The following is a 21,081-nucleotide window of genomic DNA, read 5'->3' on the forward strand; positions in this document are numbered from 1 at the left end:
ATCATGTATGAAATCGTTATGGAAAAACAGTGTAGCGGTTCTCACCATTCTCTCCATTCTGCCATTTTCACAAACTGCCGTGCACGCTGAACAAAAACATTCGGAGCCGATCTCGAGTTCTCAAGTAGACGTGCAAACGAAAAAATTATCTATCGAAAAAGAAGGTACATTGTCAGCGGCTGAACGAGCATTCGTAGGAAAAGTAAAAGCGAAGAAGGGTGTACATCGCCAAGGCGACCTGTATGTAGTCTCCCGTGGTGAAATGCCTACCTCTGGCTATAGTTTGAAGGTTGTTGGAACTCAGCAAGGATGGGAAATGGTCACGGTTTATGTAGAGCTGACAAATCCTGCTCCAGAAGATATTACAATGCCAGCGGTGCACACACCTTATATCATTGTGCGTGCAAGCCTACCACCGTACACAACCATGGTGTTTATGGATGCAAAAACAGATAAAGTGTTGTTCCGATAAACTGCTTAATGGATAGAAATGAAAAAAGTCCGGATATAATTCATCCGGACTTTTTTTAGTCGAGACAGGCTATTTTGGTAAATTAAGGATGATTCGATGTTACATACGTACCCGCGATCAGATCATGGATCGAGCGTTTATCCTGACGAACAATGACCATGATGGCGCTGATGATTACACCAAGACCAAGTGTAATGACATACACGATTCCTCCTACGAGGTTGCGTAACAGCATGGTTCCGATTCCTAAAGGCTCTCCATCGACTCGAGCGATGCGAATACCGGCAATTCGTTTGCCCACCGTATAGCCATGCCAAAATACAGGCACGAGGAGGCTGTACAGCGAGGAGATGATATTGGTAACAAGATTGTCTTCTGTGCTGCCTGTAATGATATAGGTGATCAGTAGTAGCGGTAGTCCGATAATGAGTGCATCTAGCAGACCGGCACCGAGCCGACGCCAAAATCCTACGGGATTGCTTGGCAATGTGGCGATTGATTCCATGTTTTCCCTCTCCTTGTTATTCGAATAGGAATTATATATGACTGCCCATTCGAAAATAGTGCAGATAAGGCTCCGTCGTTAAGTAGACGGAGCCTTAAATTTCCATAAAATTATACACCTGTAAATTTATTATGACAAGGTTAAAAACATCCGCAGCATCACGGCAATCCTGCCAGGAATGGCGTCAATGACGATATGCTCGTGGGAAGCGTGGGCTCCATCACCAACCGGTCCCAAACCGTCAAGTGTTGGTGTTCCTGCATCAGCGGCGAAGTTTCCATCGCTTGTTCCACCGACACCTTGCTCCGTCAATTCAAAACCTTCCAGACGCGCTTGTTCCTGTGCATGCAAGAACAGTTGCTCGGTACCAGCTGTTCGTTCCATAGGAGGCTTGGTGATTCCACCTTCTACGATCAGCTTGGCTTCTGGATGAACAGGGGTCAGCTGACTCATCAATCGGGTGATACGTTCGCTTTCCTCGCGGCTTTGGATACGCACATCAATTTCTGTCATGGCAAAGTCAGGTACGACGTTCGATGCACTTCCGCCTGTAATGGTACCGACAGACAAGGTTGTGCCCGCCTCATAATTCGTAAACGATTGAATATCGAGGACGTGGTGAGCCAGCTCAGCGATCGCATTGATTCCTTTGGCGTGATCATTGCCTGCATGTGCAGCACGGCCTGTTACTTTTAAAATGAAGTCTCCGCCGCCTTTGCGGCTTGTTTTCAAAGAGCCATCTCCAGCGGCAGGCTCCAGTACCAATGCATATTTACTTCTTTTTGCTTCCTCTCTAATGAGCATTTCGGAGGAAACACTGCCAATCTCTTCGTCGGTGTTCCAAAAAAAGACAAGCTTATTTTTGGGCGAAAGCTTGTGTTCCATCATGGCGCGCAGGGCGAAATAGCTAAAAACGATCCCAGCTTTCATGTCGTATGTACCAGGCCCGTAGAGTCGGCCATTTTCCTCGCGACAAGGCTCAACGGCTAGTGTTCCAATCTCTTTTACGGTATCGAAGTGACCGAGAATGAGGATTTGTTCGTCGCCATCTCCGTACTCCATTCGCAGCTGATTTCCGTATTGCTCTTGTGGCAGGCTCTCCACCCGACACCCCAATTGGCGAAAACGTTCTGCAATCAGGCTGCCCAATTGATCGACAGCTTGCTTGTTATGGGTGGGTGTTTCCATCTCTACATAAGTACGCAGTTCCTCGATAATTTCTGGGAGCTGCTGCCGAAAATAGGACGTCCAATTTTTCTCCATGTCAGCCTCCTGTGATTCCTTTTACTAGCACTATAAAGCCTTGTTTGCTTTTCTGCCACAAAAATAAAGATTTGCACATAAAATTCTGTATATTCCGCATTTAAAATGTGAGTAAAAAATGATTGAAATTGTTCAGATTATGAGTAAAATAATCATTGTGATGCATAAATATAAGTTTTTATGCAAATTAATGCTTCAAATAGACTGCTTTATGCAGGAAATCATAACAACGGGGGTTCATCATGAAAAAACAAAAATCATTCATTTCACTTGCACTTACTTCCATGCTTGCGGCAGTCGTAATCGCCGGATGCGGTACAGGCAATCAAACCGCAACAGGACAAGCGCCTGCGGCTTCTGCTGGCGACAAGAAAACACTGGTAATGGCTACTTCTGCTGACTATAAGCCGTATGAATATCACGACCTGAGCAGCGGTAAGGATGAAATCGTCGGCTTTGATATTGATATCGCGAAATACATTGCAAAAGAGCTCGGCTACGAACTGCAAATTAATGACATGAACTTTGACGGGCTTATTCCGGCACTGCAAACGAATCGCGCGGACTTCGTTATGGCTGGCATGACAGCAACACCTGAGCGCGAGAAGAACGCTGACTTCTCCACCATCTACTACGATGCGAAAAATACGATCGTAGCAAAGAAAGACAGCAATCTGACCAAGCCTGAGCAATTGGCTGGAAAAAAAGTGGCGGTACAGCTCGGTTCTATTCAGGAAGGGGCAGCAAAGGAGCTTGCAAAGACTGTTTCCGGCTTGCAGATCACTTCGCTGAACAAGCTGCCTGAGATTGTCGAAGAAGTAAAAGCGGGCCGTGTAGATGCTGCTATTATCGAGGACACAGTAGCGAAGGGCTTTGTGGCAAACAATGACTCTCTGCAATTCACCACAATGGAAGAAAATGAAAAGAATGGCTCTGCTGTTGCGTTCCCTAAGGGATCTCCGCACGTAGAGAAGTTTAATGAAGTGATTAAAAAGATGCAAGACAATGGAGAAATGGACAAGCTGATCCAAAAATGGTTCGGTCAATAATCTCTTCATTCAACAAAGACTACCTGTATTAGCAGCAAGAGGGGAGAACGGGCATGAATTTGGATTTTGCACAAATCGTGCCCTATATTCCTTTCATTTTGGAAGGGATTAAGGGCACGCTTCTCGTTACGTTGATTTCTGTTGTTTTGGGCTTTGTCTGGGGCTCCATCCTCGCACTCATTAAAATTTCGAATGTAAAATTGCTGAACTGGCTCGCGGTTGCCTATACCTCTGTTTTCCGCGGGACACCTTTGATTTTGCAGCTGACCTTTGTATATTTTGCAACGCCACAGCTTACTGGCTACAACATTTCGCAACTGGAAGCAGCTGTACTGACGTTTACACTAAACTCAGGAGCATACATTTCCGAGACGATTCGCGGTGGAATTTTGGCGGTCGATAAAGGGCAGTGGGAAGCGGCCAAAGCGCTTGGTGTACCTTATCATCGGATGATGCTTGACATTATTTTGCCGCAGGCTGTCAAAAATATCTTGCCTGCTCTTGTCAATGAAACAATTGCACTCTTGAAGGAATCCGCACTCGTTTCCACGATTGGTCTTGCAGACATCATGCAGAACGCGAATGTGGTCAAAGGCACCATCTTCCGCTATTTTGAGCCATACATGATCGCCGGTATCCTATACTATGTCATGGTTATGATCCTGACTTGGGTAGCTCGCGTATTGGAACGGAGGATGAGACTCAGTGATTAAGATCGATAACATAACGAAGTCATTTGGACAACTGAATGTGTTGAAGGGCATCACGACGAACATCGGTAAAGGGGAGGTTGTCGCCATCATCGGTCCATCTGGATCGGGGAAGTCAACGCTATTGCGTTGCATCAACCTGATGGAGACACCAACGACGGGTGCGATTACGATCAACGGACAGGAAATCACGGCTCCAAAGGCTGACGTGATGGGCATTCGTCAGCAAATCGGGATGGTTTTCCAGCATTTTCACCTGTTTCCGCATATGACGGTATTGAAAAACTTGACCTATGCTCCGATGAAAGTAAAAGGCATGTCTGCAGCCGAAGCAGAACAGAAGGCTCGCGAGCTATTGGCCCGTGTAGGCCTGGCAGACAAAGCGGATGTTTTTCCATCGCGCTTGTCAGGCGGTCAGAAGCAGCGTGTAGCTATTGCCCGCTCGCTTGTGATGGAGCCACAAATCATGCTGTTTGACGAGCCGACCTCTGCCCTCGACCCAGAAATGGTCAAGGAGGTTTTGGAGGTTATGAAGGGGCTGGCTGATAGCGGAATGACCATGGCAATCGTCACGCATGAAATGCGCTTTGCCGAAGAGGTGTCAGACCGTATTTTGTTCCTCGATGATGGTCGTCTCTTGGAAGATACGCCACCAGAAGAGTTTTTCCAAAAGCCACGAAGTGAACGTGCCCAGCAGTTCTTGGAGAAGGTTCGGTAATAAAACTAGCCGCAGTGCCGATGAGGCAGCGGCTTTTTTCTTTGACACGAGCATAGACTTGGGCTAGAATCAGAAACATTATCAGTGTAAAAAATTTTTATTTATTCTATTTTGAGGAGTGACTATTTTGGATCGTCAACGGTTGGTCATTTTGTTGGAAATGGCGATGATGGCGGCTCTTGCAATTGTATTTAGTCAAATCAAGGTTTTCGATATGCCGCAGGGCGGCTCTGTGTCCCTGGTGATGGTTCCGATCGCGCTGATTGCAGTTCGCCGCGGACTCGCCGCAGGTGTTATTACAGGTCTTGTTGTCGGCTTTCTGCAATTGTTGCTGGGCAGTACGGTTGTCCACCCGGTACAGCTGCTACTCGATTATCCGCTTGCATTTGGGGTGCTGGGTTTGGCTGGTCTCGTTCGCCTGTCTGGCTACGAAGGAACGAAGCAGCGAATCATGGTATTGTGGAGCGGCTTGTTCATCGGCGTGATTGGTCGATTTGTCTGCCATTTTCTATCGGGTATTATTTGGTTTGGCAGCTACGCGCCAGAAGGTGTACCAGTCTGGCAATATTCCCTCATTTATAACATCACGTATCTGTTGCCAGAAATGATTATCGCGGGAGTCGTCTTGACCGTTGTGCTTAGCAGCGCATCACAGCTGTTGTTCCCCGCACGCGATCGAGTTGCGTAAGAAATAGGAAAAAATCGGTATCATGTACAAACTATCCACATAATGTAATCAGGCAGCGAGTTCCGTTGCCTGATTTTTTACTTCTCAGACACATACTTTTTTCATGTGGCAGGATACATGTTTATCCGACAGCAGAATATGATGTAATATGCACGTTTTTGAGAACACCTAAAGGAGGTGCTTACGCGAAATGGGATTGCGCTCCTATCGCCTGCGACAGGGGGGCGCCTTGCGACGTGTTCTCGGGGTTGCGTTGGCTGTCGGGGGAATCACCATTTTCCTGTATTGGGCACCTCCGTGGGTTTGGTATAGCCTATTGGCATTAGCACTCATAGGGGCCGGCGTGTATTTGTATCGTGTGTAGTAATTTCGGTGAGGAGGGGTAGCATGCGGTTTTACACCATCAAGTTGCCGAAGTTCCTGGGTGGCATGATTCGGGGCATTATCGAGGCGTTCAACAAGAAAAAGTGACGCTTCGGCCTCGAGCCTCCTTTAGGAGAAGAGTGGAGAAACGGGAGAAATGTAAAAAAGCACCTCGAGGGTGCTTTTTTTCGCATAGTTGAGAGCAACTATACGCGAGTTACGAGACCGGATTTCAGTGCTCGAGTACTTACATAAACGCGCTTCGGTTTTCCATTTACGAGAATGCGCACTTTTTGTACGTTGACACCCCAGGTGCGGCGAGTTGCGCGCATGGAGTGGGAGCGAGCGTTTCCAGCTTTAGCAGATTTACCTGTTACAAAGCAACGACGTGCCATTACGATCCACCTCCCTTGTTACATCTAAACGGGATTTCCTTTGTGGGAAATACAAATACTTGACTATATTAGCACAACATTGCTGTCAATTGCAATACTTGACAAGATGATTTACCCAGTCTTTCTCGTAGGGTTGATAGGATCGACAAAACGCTTCATTTCTCTTTTGTGTTAGTGTAGAATTGTAAGGAAGCATGGTTACGCTTACCTATGACGGTCAAGCTGTTTAACAGAGGAGGAGTCCTTGCATGACAGTGGAAATGAATACATCGCTAGGAAAGATCGATGTTACAGAAGACGTGATCGCACGGATTGCTGGAGGAGCGGCCATGGAAGTTTTTGGACTTGTGGGCATGGCTTCTCGCAAAGCATTGAAAGATGGAATCGCTGAGTTGTTAGGAAGAGATAACCTGAGCAAAGGTGTCGTCGTTCATAACACAAATGGCGAAGTAGTATTGGACATGCACATTATCGTCAGCTATGGCGTGAAAATTTCCGAGGTGGCAGGCAACGTTCAACGACGTGTTCGCTATACCTTGGAGCAAACAGTAGGCATTGATGTGACTGCTGTTAATATTTTTGTGCAGGGAGTTCGTACAGACAGGGATATGTAAGGAGGAACATCAGTTGGTACATACGCGTCTAGATGGCGTGCTGTTTAGCCGGATGGTTTACCTGGGGGCGAACCTTTTATCCGACAACGTCAGAGTAGTGGATGGATTAAACGTCTTTCCTGTGCCGGATGGCGATACGGGGACAAACATGAATTTGACTTTCTCTTCCGGTGTGGAGGAGTTGACTCGAAAAGAATCCCCCCGAATCACTGAATCGGCAGCTGCTTTGGCAAAAGGTCTGTTAATGGGCGCGCGCGGTAACTCCGGCGTGATTTTGTCCCAGTTATTCCGCGGCTTCAGCAAATCAGTCAATGGAAAAGACGAGGTTAACGCCCGTCAGTTTGCCGATGCCTTGAAAGCTGGAGTTGACTCTGCGTATCAGGCAGTGATGAAGCCGGTAGAAGGCACGATTTTGACTGTTGCCCGTGAAGCGGCGGAGATGGCTGTGCGTGCAGCGCGTACGTCAGATGATATTATCTCTGTCATGGAAAAAACATACGAGCAGGCGCAAGCTACGCTGTTGCGTACGCCGGAAATGCTGCCTGTTCTAAAAGAAGTGGGCGTAGTCGACTCAGGTGGACAAGGTCTCTTGTTTATTTATGAAGGGTTTTTGCGAGCATTGCGCGGGGAAGAGCTATCCGCAGATCGTGAGCGTTCGGTACCCAAAATCGGCCAAGAAGAGCTGGACAAGCTCATTTCCGAGCAGCATCATGCACAAATTCACATGAAAACAGAAGACATCACGTACGGGTACTGCACGGAGTTTATGGTTCATGTCGCACATAGCACTGAGCCGAACAAAAAGCCGTTCTCAGAAGCGATGTTCCGAAACCATCTGGATACGATGGGAGACTCATTGCTTGTCGTCTCTGATGATGAAGTCGTCAAGGTACATATTCATGCAGAGCATCCGGGAAGCGTACTGCAATACGCTCAGCAATTCGGCAGCCTGCATCGACTGAAGATAGAAAACATGCGCGAGCAGCATGCGAACATTCTCAAAGCGGAAGAGAGCAAAGGACAGGCGAAGCCAGAATCAACTGCTCAACCTGCCAAAGAGCTGGTTCCATACGGATTGATCGCGGTAGCTGCTGGTGGGGGAATCGCTACAATTCTGCGCAGCATGGGTGTGCATGTGGTAGTAGAGGGCGGCCAAACGATGAACCCGAGCACAGAGGACTTTATGAAGGCCATCGCAGGTCTGAATGCCCAGCACATCATCATCCTGCCAAACAACAGCAACATCATCATGGCAGCACAGCAGGCATCTGAGCTCGCTGAAGTTCCTGTTTCTGTCGTACCGACGAAGAGCATTCCGCAGGGATTGGCAGCACTGGTCAGCTTCCGCGCAGATGTCCAGCCGGAAACGAACGTGCAAGCAATGACCAAGGCGATTGCCCAAGTGAAAACGGGTATGGTGACGCATGCGGTTCGAGACACGCAAATGGGTGAGGTAGAAATCAAAGAAGGCGATTTTATCGGCATGGCTGAGAAAGAAATCGTCACAGCTGGCCCCGACTTGCTAGCATGCGCAACAACGCTGCTCTTGGGAATGGTGGATGAAGACTCCGAAATCATTACGATATTCTTGGGAGAAGATGCGACAGAAGATCAGGCTCATGCTTTAGAAAAAGCTTTGGCCGATGCCTACCCGGATGTGGAAGTAGAGATTCAGGCAGGCGGTCAGCCGTTGTATCCATTCATTTTTTCCGTCGAGTAAACGCCATCTTATTGAACAAGAACGAATAGGGAGAGGAGCGATCGAGAATGCCAATTGTGATTCTTACCGACAGCGCGTCTGATATCGATGCGTCTGAGAGGCAGTCATTGGGGATCGTGGCCGTCCCGTTGAAAATCATGTTTGGGGCGGAAACGTATGTGGACGCAGTCACTATCTCGTCTTCGGAGTTTTTCGATAAGCTGAAGGAATCGAGTGTGATGCCGACGACCTCGCAGCCTTCTCCGCTTGAATTTGCCGAAGCGTACAAAGCGATCTATGAGAAATATGGCAAGGACGTGCAAATCATTGCCATCCTCTTGTCCGGTTCCTTGTCAGGTACGTATCAATCAGCGATGATCGCCAAGTCGATGTTGGATGAAAATATCGACATTACGGTGATCGATTCTCGCAAAGCTTCGTTTGTTCATGGAATGATCTGCGTGGAGGCTGCCAAAGCCGCACAAGCAGGCAAGAACAAGGAGCAGATTCTGGATCAGATTGATCGTTATTTGGATGAGGTGCAGGTATACTTTATTGTGGATACACTGGAGTTCCTGCAAAAAGGCGGTCGAATTGGCAAAGCATCTGCCGTCATCGGCTCGCTCTTGAACATCAAGCCGATTTTGACACTGGATGCCGCCGGGTACGTGTCTGCTTTTGACAAGGTAAGAGGGACAAAGAAAGCTCTGAATCGTGTATTTGAAGCTTTGCAGGAATACGCGCAAGGCGAGCCTGTGAAAGTCGCCATGCTGCACAGCAGTGTTCCAGATCAAGCGGCTGAGCTCTTGGAGCGACTCAAGCAAGAGTTTACGGTAACGGATTCTTGGTTGGAACAGATTGGTCCCGTGATCGGAACGCATACAGGTCCAGGGCTACTTGGGATCGTCATGGTAAAAGATAAGTAAAGCTTATATAGTTTGGAGAGGAGCTTCCCTGAGGGTAGGGGGCTTCTTTTTTATAGAGAGGTACTGTTAAAACTATTTAAAAGTCATAAAAAATAAGGGGGAGGTTTTGGTGAATAAGGATGATTTCCTTATTGAGTTGGAGGATATTGTGTATGATTCTCTATTTATTGGCGGTCATAAAGATGATTTGAACAAAGAAATTTCTGCTAATAGGTGGTCTATTTCTTTAAGTATGCAGTTAGCTAGTCAGTTCACAGTTTCTGATTTCATGAACTTTTTCCATAAAGTGATAGAGAATAGACAACAGCAAATTTTAAAATCAAATAGTGATCATGGAATGCAGTTATATGTTTGGTTCGATTGGCAGGCTTCGCAACTAAGATTTAATCTTATATCTCAGATTCATGAAAGACTCCCTTTTAGCGGAAAGATTGAAATCCTTGATGAGCTTGAACCAATCATTAACGAGTTTATTCACTTTCCTTATCATGATGGAATTCCAATAGTAGAAACAGCAAACGAAGGAAATGATGTTCAAGCAGATTTCAACCGAGAACTAGATCCCGTCAAGGTATTCCTAATTTCACTTCCAAAGAAATAAAATGAAATTCATGAAGTTTGCACGATTACATGTTGGTTGTGGGACCCAAAAGATACCTGCTCGACGATCCCTGACGAACACCATCTTTTTAGAGGGAGTTTTTTCATTTATCTTGATTTGACCGCATGTTGTCTGCGTAAATCGGTTATGATTGCTTTACGTACAGTTTCCTCTGTAGCGCTTTCAAAGGCTGTAGGATACAATGAGAGTGAATCTTGTTGAACCCCTTGTGATTCGGGAGGAGAACCGGTTGAAGTACAAAAGCGTATTTGATATTATCGGTCCAATTATGGTTGGGCCATCTAGCTCCCATACGGCTGGTGCAGCTCGTATCGGTCGTGTGGCTCGCAAGCTGTTTGGCAGAATGCCTTCGCGAGCAGAAATTGTTTTTTACGGCTCATTTGCAAAAACGTATCAAGGACATGGTTCTGATGTGGCGACAGTGGCAGGAATTCTTGACTTTGACACGTCGGATTTGCGTCTGAAAAATTCGCTGGTGATTGCAGAAAAAGCCGGCATGGAAGTGGAGTTGACCACTTCTGAGGTTTTGACAGAACACCCGAACACTGCGCGGATCAAGCTGTCCGATGATGAGCATCAAATTGAACTCGTCGGTGTTTCTATTGGTGGCGGGAAGATCGAAGTGTTGGAATTGAACGGGTTTTCCTTTCAGTTGGGCTTCGATACACCGACGCTCTTGGTCTTGCATGAGGATCGCTTTGGGATGATTGCGGCTGTGGCAAAAGTACTGACCCAGCACAGTATTAATGTGGGGCTCATGGAAGTGTCTCGTCACACACGCGGTTCCCGTGCTTTGATGGCAATCGAAACGGATTCGACGATCTCGCCGGAAGTCCTGGAGGAAATTCGTCAAATCCCCCATATCTTTGACGTATCCCTGCTCGCATTGAACTAAGCAAAAGGACGAGCAGGATTAGAGGAGTGAACAACCAGATGTTTCGTAATGTGGCTGAACTAGTAGAGTTGGCCGAATCCCAGGGGAAGAAGATCTCCGAGGTGATGATTGAAGCAGAAATGGAAGTTTCCCAGCGCAGTCGGGATGCCATTATGCAAGATATGTACGCCAACCTCGATGTGATGGAAAAAGCAGTGCGTCGCGGGCTTACCGAAGATATTCGCTCGCATAGCGGGTTGACGGGCGGCGATGCGAAGAAGCTGCAAACATATATGGAGACCAAGACGTTTTTGTCCGGTCCCACACTTTTGAATGCCGTCTCGATGTCTGTGGCGGTTAACGAAGTAAACGCAGCAATGGGTACGATTGTCGCAACGCCTACAGCAGGAGCATGCGGCATTGTACCAGGGACGCTGTTTGCCGTATCCGACAAGCTGCAACCGACCCGTGAGGAAATGGTCAATTATTTGTTCACGGCAGGCGCTATCGGGTATTGCATTGCCAATAACGCATTCATTTCGGGTGCTGCGGGTGGTTGCCAGGCAGAGGTAGGCTCTGCAACAGCCATGGCTGCTGCGGCGATTGTAGAAATGGCTGGCGGTACGCCTGAGGAATCTGCCCAAGCAGTGGCGATCGCGCTGAAAAATATGCTCGGTCTGGTCTGTGACCCCGTAGCCGGACTGGTTGAAGTACCTTGTGTCAAACGAAATGCGATGGGAGCAGCGATTGCGACGGTAGCCGCAGATATGGCAATGGCAGGCATCAAGAGCGTAATCCCGACAGATGAAGTTATCGATGCCATGTACCGAATCGGCTGTGCCATGCCGACTGCGCTGAAGGAAACCGCACAGGGTGGTCTTGCTGCCACGCAAACGGGCCGCATGATCGAAGCCAAAGTGTTCGGCGTACGGATGGAGAAGTAAGATGGCTGGTGCATATCAATCGCCCGTCTCCCTTTTGCACGGGGTAGGGGAAGAGCGGGCGAAGGCATTTGCAGGACTGGGAATCAACAGCATTGGTGATTTGCTGGAGTATTTCCCGTCTCGCTATGAAGATTACCGTGTGCGCGATTTGACAGAAGTAAAAGACGGAGAGAGGGTCACGCTGGCAGGTACGGTGTACGGCGAACCCTCTGTTCGTTTTTATGGAAAAAGAAAATCACGACTGTCGGTCAAGGTTGTCATGGATCGTGTCGTGGTGACGGCTGTCTGGTTCAATCAGACGTTTGTCAAAAGCAGGCTGTCGCCCGGCAAGGAAATACTCGTCACAGGAAAATGGGACAAGCACAAGCTACAGATCACTGTGAGTGAGATGACAGAAGTAGACTCCGAACGTGCGACAAAACGAGGCGAGCTCGCCCCTGTCTATCCACTTGGCGGCGATGTGACGCATACACTGCTGCGCAAAACCATTCAACAGGCGTTGCGTCAGTACGGCAAGGAGATTCCTGAGATCCTTCCTGCGGATATTGTGGAGCGATACCGACTGATGCCGCGGGTGCATGCCTTTCATTCGATTCATTTTCCGGAAAATGCGGAAGATGGCCGTCAAGCGCGGCGACGGATTATGTTCGAGGAGCTTTTTTTATTCCAATTGAAAATGCAAACACTGCGCAAGATTAATCGGCAGCAAACGGAAGGTGTTGCTTTGGCGATTCCGATGGAAGAGGTACGGGAATTTGTCAAAGGGTTACCGTTCCCGCTGACAGATGCGCAGAAACGAGTGGTAAAAGAAATATTGGACGACATGCGTGCCCCTCATGCGATGAATCGGCTGCTCCAAGGGGACGTAGGCTCGGGAAAAACCGTCGTAGCTGCGATCGCGCTGATTGCTGCCGTGAAAGCAGGTTATCAGGGAGCGCTGATGGTTCCGACGGAGATTCTCGCTGAGCAGCATGTGCAGTCGTTGACGAAGCTCTTGTCCGATTACGGCATTCAGGTCGCGCTCTTATCTGGCTCACTGACCGCGAAACGTAGACGCGAAGTCATCGGCTCTCTGCAAATGGGGTTAATCGATGTCGTAGTCGGCACCCATGCGCTCATTCAAGAGGATGTCTTTTTCTCCCGTCTTGGTCTCGTGATTACGGACGAGCAGCACCGATTCGGTGTGGAGCAGCGGCGAATTTTACGGAATAAAGGCTTGTCACCTGATGTCTTGTTTATGACTGCAACGCCAATTCCGAGAACACTGGCAATTACGGCATTTGGCGACATGGACGTCTCGACGATTGATCAAATGCCTGCGGGGCGCAAACCGATTGAGACGACATGGAAAAAGCATGATCAGTTTCCGGCTGTGTTGGAGCAAATGCGGGATGAACTGCGCAAAGGTCGACAGGCGTACGTGATTTGTCCGCTTATTGAGGAATCCGAAAAGCTCGATGTGCAAAATGCGATTGATGTACATGCTCAGCTCACACACATTTTCCCTGAATTTGGCGTAGGCCTGATGCATGGGCGACTGCCAGCGAAAGAAAAGGATGCAGTCATGCAAGCCTTTCTTGCGGCAGAGCACGCTGTCCTGGTCAGTACAACGGTCGTAGAGGTCGGTGTGAATGTGCCGAATGCCACCTATATGGTCATTTATGATGCGGAGCGGTTTGGTCTTGCTCAGCTTCACCAATTGCGTGGGCGCGTAGGACGTGGCTCTGAACAGTCGTATTGTGTGCTGATCGCCGATCCGAAATCCGAGATCGGAAAAGAGCGGATGCGTGTCATGTGCGAGACAACGGATGGATTCGAGCTGTCGCAGCGCGATTTGGAATTGCGCGGACCGGGTGATTTTTTCGGCACGAAGCAGAGCGGCTTGCCGGAGTTTAAGGTCGCTGATCTATTAAGTGATTACAAAGCGCTGGAGGTAGCGAGACAGGAGACTGTCAAGCTGGTAGCAGAGGACTCCTTCTGGCGCGACGAAAAGTATCACTGGCTGCGTGACTATTTGAAGAATGAGGGCGTGCTGGATGGCGTCGTCTTCGATTAAGAAAGAAAGGAAGTCCTTCCCACTTCAAGCGTGTGGGGAGGTTTTTTCTTTTGTGGGGTGAAACCTTAAGCAGGCTATCGACGTCTATCCTCTGTAAGGTAAATTTTTCTAGGAAGCGAGGCGAGTTTTTTGTCTTTGCGAAAAATTCGGGGAATGAGTATGTCCATTGTGTTCGCATTGCTTATCATGACAGGATCCGACTTCGCGCAAGCAACTTCCACGGACAGTCGGATTGCTCAGACTGGCCCATCCCATACGACCAGCCAAACGACAAAGGAATGGAAGCAAAAGGAACTGCCTTACGACTACGCGGCGATGAAAGAAGACGTGGTCATTCAGCTAAACGACGCTCCACAGCTCCGCTCTCCTCGAAGAACGGTTGTGGGACCTGCACCACAGGCATACACCCTCTTTTTTAAGGAAGCTGTGAACCGAGGAACAGTCGAAGTAGCTATCCGAAAAAATGCTCAGGAAGAGACCAAAAATGAGGACTTGGGTTTCGTGGAGCCGATTTTTACATTTCACTGGGTGCACGACCGTCAACTGCAATTGCTGGCGACCCTTCCTGATACACTTGCCAAAGATAGAAGCTGGACGGAATATGTTGTAAACGTAGCAGGAGCGAAGACGGTAAAGGGAACTGTGTTTGACGATACGAATGAGTTCTCGGCGGTGGTGTTTGCTCCGTCTCAGATCTGGCGAGTCTCAGTCGATGGCAAGGTGAAAGAAAAAATGACGGACTTTGCCGTCAGGACTCCCATGGAGTTTATCGACCCTGAGGAACGGTATGTGCTGCTGGAGCGATTTACAGAATATTGTGAGTGCGATGCCCGTTTCCCCATGCTGTATTCGATTTATGACACACAGACAAAAGAACTGACCGCGTATCCAGTCGAGCTGACTGACAATTATAGCGGTGCAGGCGACTTCATGGCAGATCGTCGCGGCTTCTTTTTCGCTCATCCACCGAAAGGGACAGATGTACCGAAAAGCGAGTTTGCCACTCGTGTCAAGGTAGATGGATACGTACACGGAGCCAGCTTTAGCCATGATCGCAAGTATGTATTGATGGCAGTAGGCAAGACCGAACAGAAAAAGGATCTCGATCTGGTCGTGTACGATTTGGCGGCTGGGAAAGAACGGCGCCTCCCAGGTGTCATCAAAGGATGGGTTCCAACAGACGAGATGAATGGGCAAGTCCAGCCTGTCAGTTTTATGGATGATGGTCGTTACGCGACGTTTGAAATGAGAACAGAGGAAGAAAGCTTTGAAGAGCTCCGTCAACGCTACGATTGGCAGTCAGGCAAGGTGATCAGCTGGAATCCACCGGTTCCCAAAGAAGCGTGGTCTGGCTATATCCAGTCGACAGATGGCGCCTATCAAATGTATTGGAATGCAGGGGTGTTTAAGGGCAACGTTAAACTGATGGAAATGAAGCCAGAAGCGATATGGATTCCAGGCACTCACCATTTGGTTTATATCGATTGGGAAAAAGCTGAGCAGGGAGCGGAGTCTTTGTCGTCGCTCTTCCTGTTCGATGCTGATCGCAAGCAACAATCTGTGCTGGTGAAAGGACTGCCAGCAAGTGTATCGATTTTGGGAGCTAGCAACGACGGAAAATGGCTGTATGTCACGACTCCGGACGCATTTGCCCCCTAGGCGTCATATTCCGTTGCCAGCATCGATAAAATGATCAAGGATTCGTAAGTATCCCCCGATTTCAGGCAATCGCGCAAGGTGCCCTCTATGTGAAACCCTTCCGATAGGTAAAGGCTGCGGGCGCGGTCGTTCGTTTCTTTTACATCCAGCCAGAGTCGATGGGCTTTTTGCTCGATGAATGCCCAATGCTTGATCTGACGCAGGATGTTGCGACCGTAGCCTTCCCCCTTCGCTGCGATCGTAATACGCATAAGTTCAATACTTTGATGAGGATTGGTCAGCCCGGCGATGATGACGTAGCCGACGGGGTGGCCTGTTTCTTTTTTTTCGGCAATCATATGGAGGATGTCCGGGTCGCCAAGAGCGTTGTGGTGCCGAACTTCGCTCCACGGAATAATGAACAGGGTATTCTCTGGCGCATTTTCTACTTCGAAAACGAAGGGAATGTCTGCCGGTGTAGTGCGGCGCAAGTGGATGGTCATGCGTGTATCTCCTCTTCCGTTTAACATTGGCTTACCATGATCAGATTGCCGTCGGGATCGCGGAAGTTGAACCAGTGGCCATGCTGGATAGGAACGACGACTTCGACTCCGCTCTCCTTGAGAAATGCATAAGAGGCTTCAATATCCTGTGTGTTGAAATGAAACAAAGGAGCATCATCTGTGATGCGCTTCGGAAAGATTTTGCTGTCCAGAATGAGTGTCAGTCCGCTTTGCAAGGGAATGCAGTATAGATGCCCGAACATAATCTCACCGTCTGCGGGAATGCCCAATAGACGGCAGTACCAGTCGCGTGCGCGCTCGATGTCGCTGACGGCTACAAAAATGGCTCCGATTTTGGGTAGTAGGGGGGAAGTGGTTGTCATTGTGATAAAGCTCCTTTCAATAGGTGTTTTTCACAAGGTCGACCCGTCATAATCGTGCACGAAATGTCGGATCGCCCGATTTTGCATCTGCTATTCTGAGGGAGAAAGGGAGGTCATTACCATGGATTTGCTTGCAAAGCTGAATGAGGCTCTGGACTACATCGAAGCCCATTTGACAAGCGAGATTGACTACAAAGAAATCGCTCGGGTGGCTTGCTGCTCCGAGTATCACTTCAAAAGGATGTTTTCTTTTCTCGCTGGTGTTCCGCTATCCGAATACATCCGGCGTCGGCGTATTACGCTTGCAGCTTTTGAGCTTGCGGACAGCAACGAGCGGGTTATTGACATTGCGATCAAATACGGATACGGATCGGCTGATTCCTTTGCCAGAGCTTTTCAGAATGTGCATGGAGTCACTCCGACAGAAGCCAGACACATTGGCCATTCCTTGAAGGCTTATCCGCGAATGACCTTTCATCTATCCATTAAAGGAGGCAGTGCCATGAACTACCGTATGGAAGAAAAAGAGGCATTTCGCATTGTTGGTTTGAAAAAAAGAGTCCCGTTGATTTATCACGGGGTCAATCCGGAGATTGCGGCCATGTGGGCTTCGCTCGATATGGGGACGATTCATCAATTGAAATCGCTATCCGATGTTGAACCATTAGGATTGCTTAGTGCATCGACGAACTTTTCAGAAGGTCGGCTGGAATATGGCGAGCTCGATCACTATATTGGCGTAGCCACCACAAAGGAATGTCCGGAAAATTTGACAGCACTGGAGGTTTCTGCTTCCACCTGGGCCGTCTTCGAAGTCGTAGGTCCTTTCCCCGACACGCTGCAAGATGTCTGGGCCCGGATTTATTCGGAATGGTTTTTGTCCTCCGGTTATGAACAGGCTGAGGGTCCAGAGATTTTGTGGAACGAAAATAAAGACACTTCATCACCAACCTTCCGAAGCGAAATTTGGATTCCAGTCATGAAAAAGTAACCCCTTATTGGATTCGCTTTCGCTTGCGGAACCCCTACCGATGTGTGCTTATCCGGGAAGAAATAATTACCAACTTTTTTTTACCCGAGACAGGCATAAAAGCGAACGTTTGTTTGCTATAATAAGAACAAAGCAACAAGAGAACATAAGTTCTTATTTAGGGGATGATCGTGTGTCCAATGCGAACAAGCGGATCGTGTTTTTGATCGACATGCAGAGCTTTTATGCCAGTATCGAGAAAGGGGCCAATCCAGAGCTGCGAAACAAACCGATTGTCGTCGCGGGTGATCCAGAGCGGCGCAGCGGAGTCGTGCTGGCAGCGTGTCCGATTGCCAAGTCATACGGAGTGGTCGCGGCTGAAGCGCTGTGGCAGGCGCAGCAAAAGTGTCGCCAGCTCGTCGTTGTTCGTCCGCGCATGGAGATGTACATTCGCATCTCCATGCAAATCACTCGCATATTCGAGGCATTTACTGACAAGGTGGAGCCGTACTCGATCGACGAGCAGTTTCTCGACGTGACAGGCAGCGTCCATCTGTTTGGTGATCCGTTGCAGATGGCTGCACAAATTCGGCAGCGCGTCTGGATGGAGACGGGAATCAACTGTCGGGTAGGCATCGGGGAGAACAAGGTACTGGCCAAGATGGCCTGCGACAATTTCGCCAAGAAACGGGAAGAAGGCGTTTTTTGGCTCAAGCGGGAAACGTTAGCGGATACGCTCTGGAAGCTTCCGATTGAAAAGCTGTTCGGGGTAGGCTCACGCATGAAGCGTCATTTTCATCGAATGGGCGTCTATCAGATCGGGCAGCTTGCAGATATGAGGCCAGCCATCCTTACCCGACATTGGGGAGTGAATGGGGAAGTGCTGTGGCGCACGGCTCACGGAATCGATGATTCGCCTGTGGCTTTGGATTCCTATGATTCACAAAAAGGGATCGGTCATCACATGACGTTGCCTCGGGATTACCATACCGCAGCGGAAATCAAAGTAGTGCTGCTCGAGCTGTGCGAGGAAGTGTGCCGTCGGGCGCGGAAAAAGGAGCTGATGGGCTCCGTTCTGTCTGTGGGCTGTCGTGGAGCCGATTTGGCTGCTGGAATGGGCTTTGGACGGCAGATGAAGCTCACGGAACAGACGAATGATGCCATGACTTTGTACGAAGCGGCCTGCTTTCTGTTTGACCGTCACTGGCAGGAAACGCCCGTCCGCAGTATCGGAGTCAATTTGGGGCAGCTTGTCCCTGACAACGTCGTTCAGCTGAATCTGTTTACGGATAATCACAAGCGGCGTTCGCTGGCACAAGCAATGGATGACATCCGGAGCCGATACGGTCAGGACGCGATTTTGCGTGCTGCCTCTGTCATGGAAGCGGGACAGGCGAAAGAGCGCGCACGTAAGATCGGAGGACACTACAAGTGACGGAGCCCATGGTGTCAGACGAGCAGGAATTGATACGCCAGTATATTTTATTTGGCATTTTGTTTCGGGCAGTCATGGCCGATCTGGGGCAGATGCGGATTGTGCCGTTGAAGTTTTCTTATCAGATGATGTTCGATGAGCTTTCGCGGTGGGCGGAACGACAGCATCACCAGCTGCGTCGCATCTTGAGTCAGCGAGGGTGCACAGTCGTCAGCTCACGACGTCAGGGACATATGTATGTCGTCCACTATCGACAACGCGGGTACGTGCGAGAAGCGATCTATACGATTGAGGTATTGCGGGCAGAGTGTCAGGAGCTCGTCCATTTGTGGACCCGATATGAACAGCGAGGAGAGAACAAGCGATGAGGGAAAAACGCGTGTCCAAAAAGGAAAATGTATTCGTGGCCAGTCGGTTTGTACTGCCGGAGCATCGGGAAATGTATTTGCGCATAAAGGAAGAAGAGCGCCGCTATGTACCGCCCGAGCTGGATCAGGAGCAGCTCAGTGCATTGAGCGAGCTGGTATGGCAGGCGTTCCAGACAGAGAGCATCCTGACGCTGACCTATTATGACGGGCGAGAGCCGCGACGCCTGTCCGCCCACGTTATCCATATTGATCAAGCAGCGCGACGCCTCAAACTTCGGGCAGGCTCCGAGATTCACTGGGTTCCTTTTGCCCGACTGCTGCATGTGGAGCTGGCAGCGGTTTTCTAGGTGCTCCATACATGAGACCCTGTCTAGTCGGGAACCCTTTGACAAACATCCAAAGGAGTGTCACGAATTGGAAAGGACAGGGAAACTGTTTTTGGCCGCCTTGCTCGCAATGTCTTCAGGCTGTACGGCTCCGCAGGAGGGAATGGAACAATCCCAGCTTTCCGTTCCGCATGCACGCATGCAGCAGGAAAAGACGCCATCCTCTTTAGACACGGAACAGAAAGCGAGACCAGCGAAAATGATTCTGGACGTTCCGATCATCAACCAGAAACCAGAACTGAAATATGGATGTGAGGTAACGAGCCTGGCGATGCTGCTCCAATATGCGGGTCAAAACGTAGATAAGCAGCTGTTGGCCGAGCAGGTCAAAAAAGATCCGGAGCCATTAGTACAAACAAAGGGTGACATCAAAGAGTGGGGAGATCCGAATAAAGGGTTTGTCGGAGACATTACTGGCGCTCGCAAAGGGTTTGCTGTTTATAACAAGCCATTGGAAGAGTTGCTGCGACGGTATATGGGCGAACGGACGGTCAATTTGACAGGAGGGTCGTATCAGGCTCTCTTGGATAGTGTTGCAGGGGGGCATCCTGTCGTCGTCTGGACTACCGGGGATTTCAGATTGCCGACGGAATGGGAGAGCTGGTACAAGGACGGGAAAAAAGTGGTCGCTCCTTTTGATGAACATGCCGTTCTTCTGGTCGGATATGACGAAAAATACGCCTATGTCAATGATCCGCTTACCGGAGTCAAACAGCGGCAGGTGCCCCATACCTCCATGAAAACGAGCTGGGAAGCACTGGGTAAACAGGCTCTTAGCTATCTATAATGAAAAAAAAGGCGCCTTTGAAAAAGGCAAGTCGCAAAAAACTGCGTGCCATGCTGAAACGGTGTGTGCGAAGAAGATGTGAGATTCCTGAAACGAAAAGCGGTCAAAAACAACCGTTTTTCGTCTTTTTTTGGCTTACACGGATTTTGCCAGAAGGGAGGTTTCCCTGTATTGTTAGATTATCTTTTGAAGCATATATTTGACGGATAGAACAAAGGAGATTTTGCATGCTAGCACAAGAAATGGGTGTCATATTCACCAAGCACGCCGATCAAATTACTTCCAAGCGTTGGGGAGAATTCATGCAACAATTGGAGGAAAAAGGCCTGTACGTGCTCATTGAGACAGACACGATCGGAAGAGTGATGAGTCCATTGGGCGGATTGATGCCCATGCCGTGTAAAAGTGAGACGCTCCATATTGTGACAGCTGATGAGCTGGAGCAGCGCGGCTTGCCGCTCGGTCACCACATCGTAACGAAAACGAAAGAAAAAGTAGTCCAACCATAATTGAAAAACCAACGCAACCTTTCCTGTGGGAGCTAGCCTCCAAGTGGGAAAGGTTTTTTTATGTGAAAAACGTCTCGACGTTTTTCATAAAGGTGGATGCAACCGCTTGCGGTCAAACAAAACGGTCATGACCGTTTTGTTGTTCCTAAAAAAAGAATACTCCGGCTAGGGGCAAGAGCTATCCGGCAATCGGCGGTAGAAGGC

General features: G+C 49.0%; 26 protein-coding genes. 21 read left to right on the plus strand and 5 right to left on the minus strand.

Annotated features, from left to right (window positions below):
- Positions 1-7 precede the first annotated feature (7 nt).
- Positions 8-472, plus strand: a complete 465-nt coding sequence (locus FB479_RS02000; protein ID WP_106653323.1) for a protease complex subunit PrcB family protein — start codon at positions 8-10, stop codon at positions 470-472.
- An 82-nt stretch (positions 473-554) separates the two neighbouring features.
- On the opposite strand, the gene FB479_RS02005 is transcribed toward FB479_RS02000, so the two are convergent.
- Both FB479_RS02005 and FB479_RS02010 read right to left on the minus strand, forming a co-directional pair.
- Positions 555-977 carry an RDD family protein gene (locus FB479_RS02005; protein WP_142061950.1) on the minus strand — a complete coding sequence of 141 codons (423 nt, stop codon included), beginning with the start codon at positions 975-977 and terminating at the stop codon, positions 555-557.
- Positions 978-1,106: 129 nt separating this feature from the next.
- On the minus strand, positions 1,107-2,240 hold the full coding sequence (locus FB479_RS02010; RefSeq protein ID WP_106653325.1) for a M20 family metallopeptidase: 1,134 nt from the start codon (positions 2,238-2,240) through the stop codon (positions 1,107-1,109).
- Positions 2,241-2,482: 242 nt separating this feature from the next.
- On the opposite strand from FB479_RS02010, the gene FB479_RS02015 reads away from it, so the two are divergent.
- The 6 genes from FB479_RS02015 (at position 2,483) to spoVM (ending at position 5,876) form a co-directional block, all read left to right on the plus strand.
- Positions 2,483-3,289 carry a transporter substrate-binding domain-containing protein gene (locus tag FB479_RS02015; RefSeq protein ID WP_106653326.1) on the plus strand — a complete coding sequence of 269 codons (807 nt, stop codon included), beginning with the start codon at positions 2,483-2,485 and terminating at the stop codon, positions 3,287-3,289.
- Between the two features lie 53 nt (positions 3,290-3,342).
- Positions 3,343-4,002, plus strand: coding sequence for an amino acid ABC transporter permease (locus FB479_RS02020; protein ID WP_106653327.1), 660 nt, complete (start codon positions 3,343-3,345; stop codon positions 4,000-4,002).
- On the plus strand, positions 3,995-4,717 hold the full coding sequence (locus tag FB479_RS02025) for an amino acid ABC transporter ATP-binding protein (RefSeq protein ID WP_142061953.1): 723 nt from the start codon (positions 3,995-3,997) through the stop codon (positions 4,715-4,717). The genes FB479_RS02020 and FB479_RS02025 overlap by 8 nt, the downstream gene beginning before the upstream one ends.
- Before the next feature lie 127 nt (positions 4,718-4,844).
- Positions 4,845-5,405, plus strand: coding sequence for an energy-coupled thiamine transporter ThiT (gene thiT, locus FB479_RS02030; protein WP_106653329.1), 561 nt, complete (start codon positions 4,845-4,847; stop codon positions 5,403-5,405).
- 190 nt (positions 5,406-5,595) lie between these two features.
- Entirely contained in the window at positions 5,596-5,769 is a 174-nt protein-coding gene (locus tag FB479_RS30285) for a hypothetical protein (RefSeq protein WP_007728365.1), read from the plus strand.
- Between the two features lie 23 nt (positions 5,770-5,792).
- Positions 5,793-5,876: a stage V sporulation protein SpoVM gene (gene spoVM / locus FB479_RS02035; RefSeq protein WP_005831022.1), complete on the plus strand. Its 84-nt coding sequence runs from the start codon at positions 5,793-5,795 to the stop codon at positions 5,874-5,876.
- A gap of 98 nt (positions 5,877-5,974) precedes the next feature.
- On the opposite strand, the gene rpmB is transcribed toward spoVM, so the two are convergent.
- On the minus strand, positions 5,975-6,163 hold the full coding sequence (rpmB, locus tag FB479_RS02040; protein WP_005831020.1) for a 50S ribosomal protein L28: 189 nt from the start codon (positions 6,161-6,163) through the stop codon (positions 5,975-5,977).
- 248 nt (positions 6,164-6,411) lie between these two features.
- Here rpmB and FB479_RS02045 point away from each other — a divergent pair, with 248 nt between their 5' ends.
- The 8 genes from FB479_RS02045 (at position 6,412) to FB479_RS02080 (ending at position 15,557) form a co-directional block, all read left to right on the plus strand.
- Positions 6,412-6,777, plus strand: coding sequence for an Asp23/Gls24 family envelope stress response protein (locus tag FB479_RS02045; protein WP_007728362.1), 366 nt, complete (start codon positions 6,412-6,414; stop codon positions 6,775-6,777).
- A 13-nt stretch (positions 6,778-6,790) separates the two neighbouring features.
- A complete protein-coding gene (locus FB479_RS02050; RefSeq protein ID WP_142061956.1) occupies positions 6,791-8,497 on the plus strand; it encodes a DAK2 domain-containing protein in 1,707 nt (568 codons plus the stop codon).
- Positions 8,498-8,544: 47 nt separating this feature from the next.
- A complete protein-coding gene (locus FB479_RS02055; protein WP_142061959.1) occupies positions 8,545-9,402 on the plus strand; it encodes a DegV family protein in 858 nt (285 codons plus the stop codon).
- A gap of 109 nt (positions 9,403-9,511) precedes the next feature.
- Positions 9,512-10,003 (plus strand): hypothetical protein, encoded by a 492-nt coding sequence (locus tag FB479_RS02060; RefSeq protein ID WP_255438248.1) that lies wholly within the window; start codon positions 9,512-9,514, stop codon positions 10,001-10,003.
- Between the two features lie 250 nt (positions 10,004-10,253).
- Complete coding sequence (sdaAB, locus tag FB479_RS02065; RefSeq protein ID WP_106653333.1) at positions 10,254-10,919, plus strand: L-serine ammonia-lyase, iron-sulfur-dependent subunit beta; 666 nt, start codon at positions 10,254-10,256, stop codon at positions 10,917-10,919.
- Positions 10,920-10,957: 38 nt separating this feature from the next.
- The gene (gene sdaAA / locus FB479_RS02070; protein WP_106653334.1) at positions 10,958-11,842 is read left to right on the plus strand and encodes an L-serine ammonia-lyase, iron-sulfur-dependent, subunit alpha; all 885 of its coding nucleotides are present in this window, start codon (positions 10,958-10,960) and stop codon (positions 11,840-11,842) included.
- A gap of 1 nt (position 11,843) precedes the next feature.
- Positions 11,844-13,898 (plus strand): ATP-dependent DNA helicase RecG, encoded by a 2,055-nt coding sequence (gene recG / locus FB479_RS02075; protein WP_142061966.1) that lies wholly within the window; start codon positions 11,844-11,846, stop codon positions 13,896-13,898.
- Between the two features lie 159 nt (positions 13,899-14,057).
- Positions 14,058-15,557 (plus strand): hypothetical protein, encoded by a 1,500-nt coding sequence (locus FB479_RS02080; protein WP_142062912.1) that lies wholly within the window; start codon positions 14,058-14,060, stop codon positions 15,555-15,557.
- Here FB479_RS02080 and FB479_RS02085 read toward each other — a convergent pair.
- Together FB479_RS02085 and FB479_RS02090 are read right to left on the minus strand one after the other, a co-directional pair.
- The gene (locus FB479_RS02085; protein ID WP_142061969.1) at positions 15,554-16,039 is read right to left on the minus strand and encodes a GNAT family N-acetyltransferase; all 486 of its coding nucleotides are present in this window, start codon (positions 16,037-16,039) and stop codon (positions 15,554-15,556) included. The two genes, FB479_RS02080 and FB479_RS02085, sit on opposite strands and share 4 nt — an antisense overlap.
- A 20-nt stretch (positions 16,040-16,059) precedes the next feature.
- Entirely contained in the window at positions 16,060-16,422 is a 363-nt protein-coding gene (locus FB479_RS02090) for a VOC family protein (protein ID WP_142061972.1), read from the minus strand.
- A gap of 121 nt (positions 16,423-16,543) precedes the next feature.
- Here FB479_RS02090 and FB479_RS02095 point away from each other — a divergent pair, with 121 nt between their 5' ends.
- The 6 genes from FB479_RS02095 (at position 16,544) to FB479_RS02120 (ending at position 20,877) form a co-directional block, all read left to right on the plus strand.
- Positions 16,544-17,413 (plus strand): AraC family transcriptional regulator, encoded by an 870-nt coding sequence (locus FB479_RS02095; protein WP_106653339.1) that lies wholly within the window; start codon positions 16,544-16,546, stop codon positions 17,411-17,413.
- 172 nt (positions 17,414-17,585) lie between these two features.
- Positions 17,586-18,827 (plus strand): DNA polymerase IV, encoded by a 1,242-nt coding sequence (locus FB479_RS02100; protein WP_142061975.1) that lies wholly within the window; start codon positions 17,586-17,588, stop codon positions 18,825-18,827.
- Entirely contained in the window at positions 18,824-19,195 is a 372-nt protein-coding gene (locus tag FB479_RS02105) for a YhjD family protein (protein ID WP_106653341.1), read from the plus strand. The genes FB479_RS02100 and FB479_RS02105 overlap by 4 nt, the downstream gene beginning before the upstream one ends.
- Positions 19,192-19,542: a YolD-like family protein gene (locus tag FB479_RS02110; RefSeq protein WP_106653342.1), complete on the plus strand. Its 351-nt coding sequence runs from the start codon at positions 19,192-19,194 to the stop codon at positions 19,540-19,542. Before FB479_RS02105 ends, FB479_RS02110 begins: the two co-directional genes overlap by 4 nt.
- A 109-nt stretch (positions 19,543-19,651) precedes the next feature.
- The gene (locus tag FB479_RS02115; protein WP_142062915.1) at positions 19,652-20,368 is read left to right on the plus strand and encodes a C39 family peptidase; all 717 of its coding nucleotides are present in this window, start codon (positions 19,652-19,654) and stop codon (positions 20,366-20,368) included.
- A gap of 227 nt (positions 20,369-20,595) precedes the next feature.
- A complete protein-coding gene (locus FB479_RS02120) occupies positions 20,596-20,877 on the plus strand; it encodes a hypothetical protein (RefSeq protein ID WP_142061978.1) in 282 nt (93 codons plus the stop codon).
- Positions 20,878-21,081: the final 204 nt, after the last annotated feature.

Source organism: Brevibacillus sp. AG162 (genome assembly GCF_006715575.1).
GTDB lineage: Bacteria > Bacillota > Bacilli > Brevibacillales > Brevibacillaceae > Brevibacillus > Brevibacillus brevis.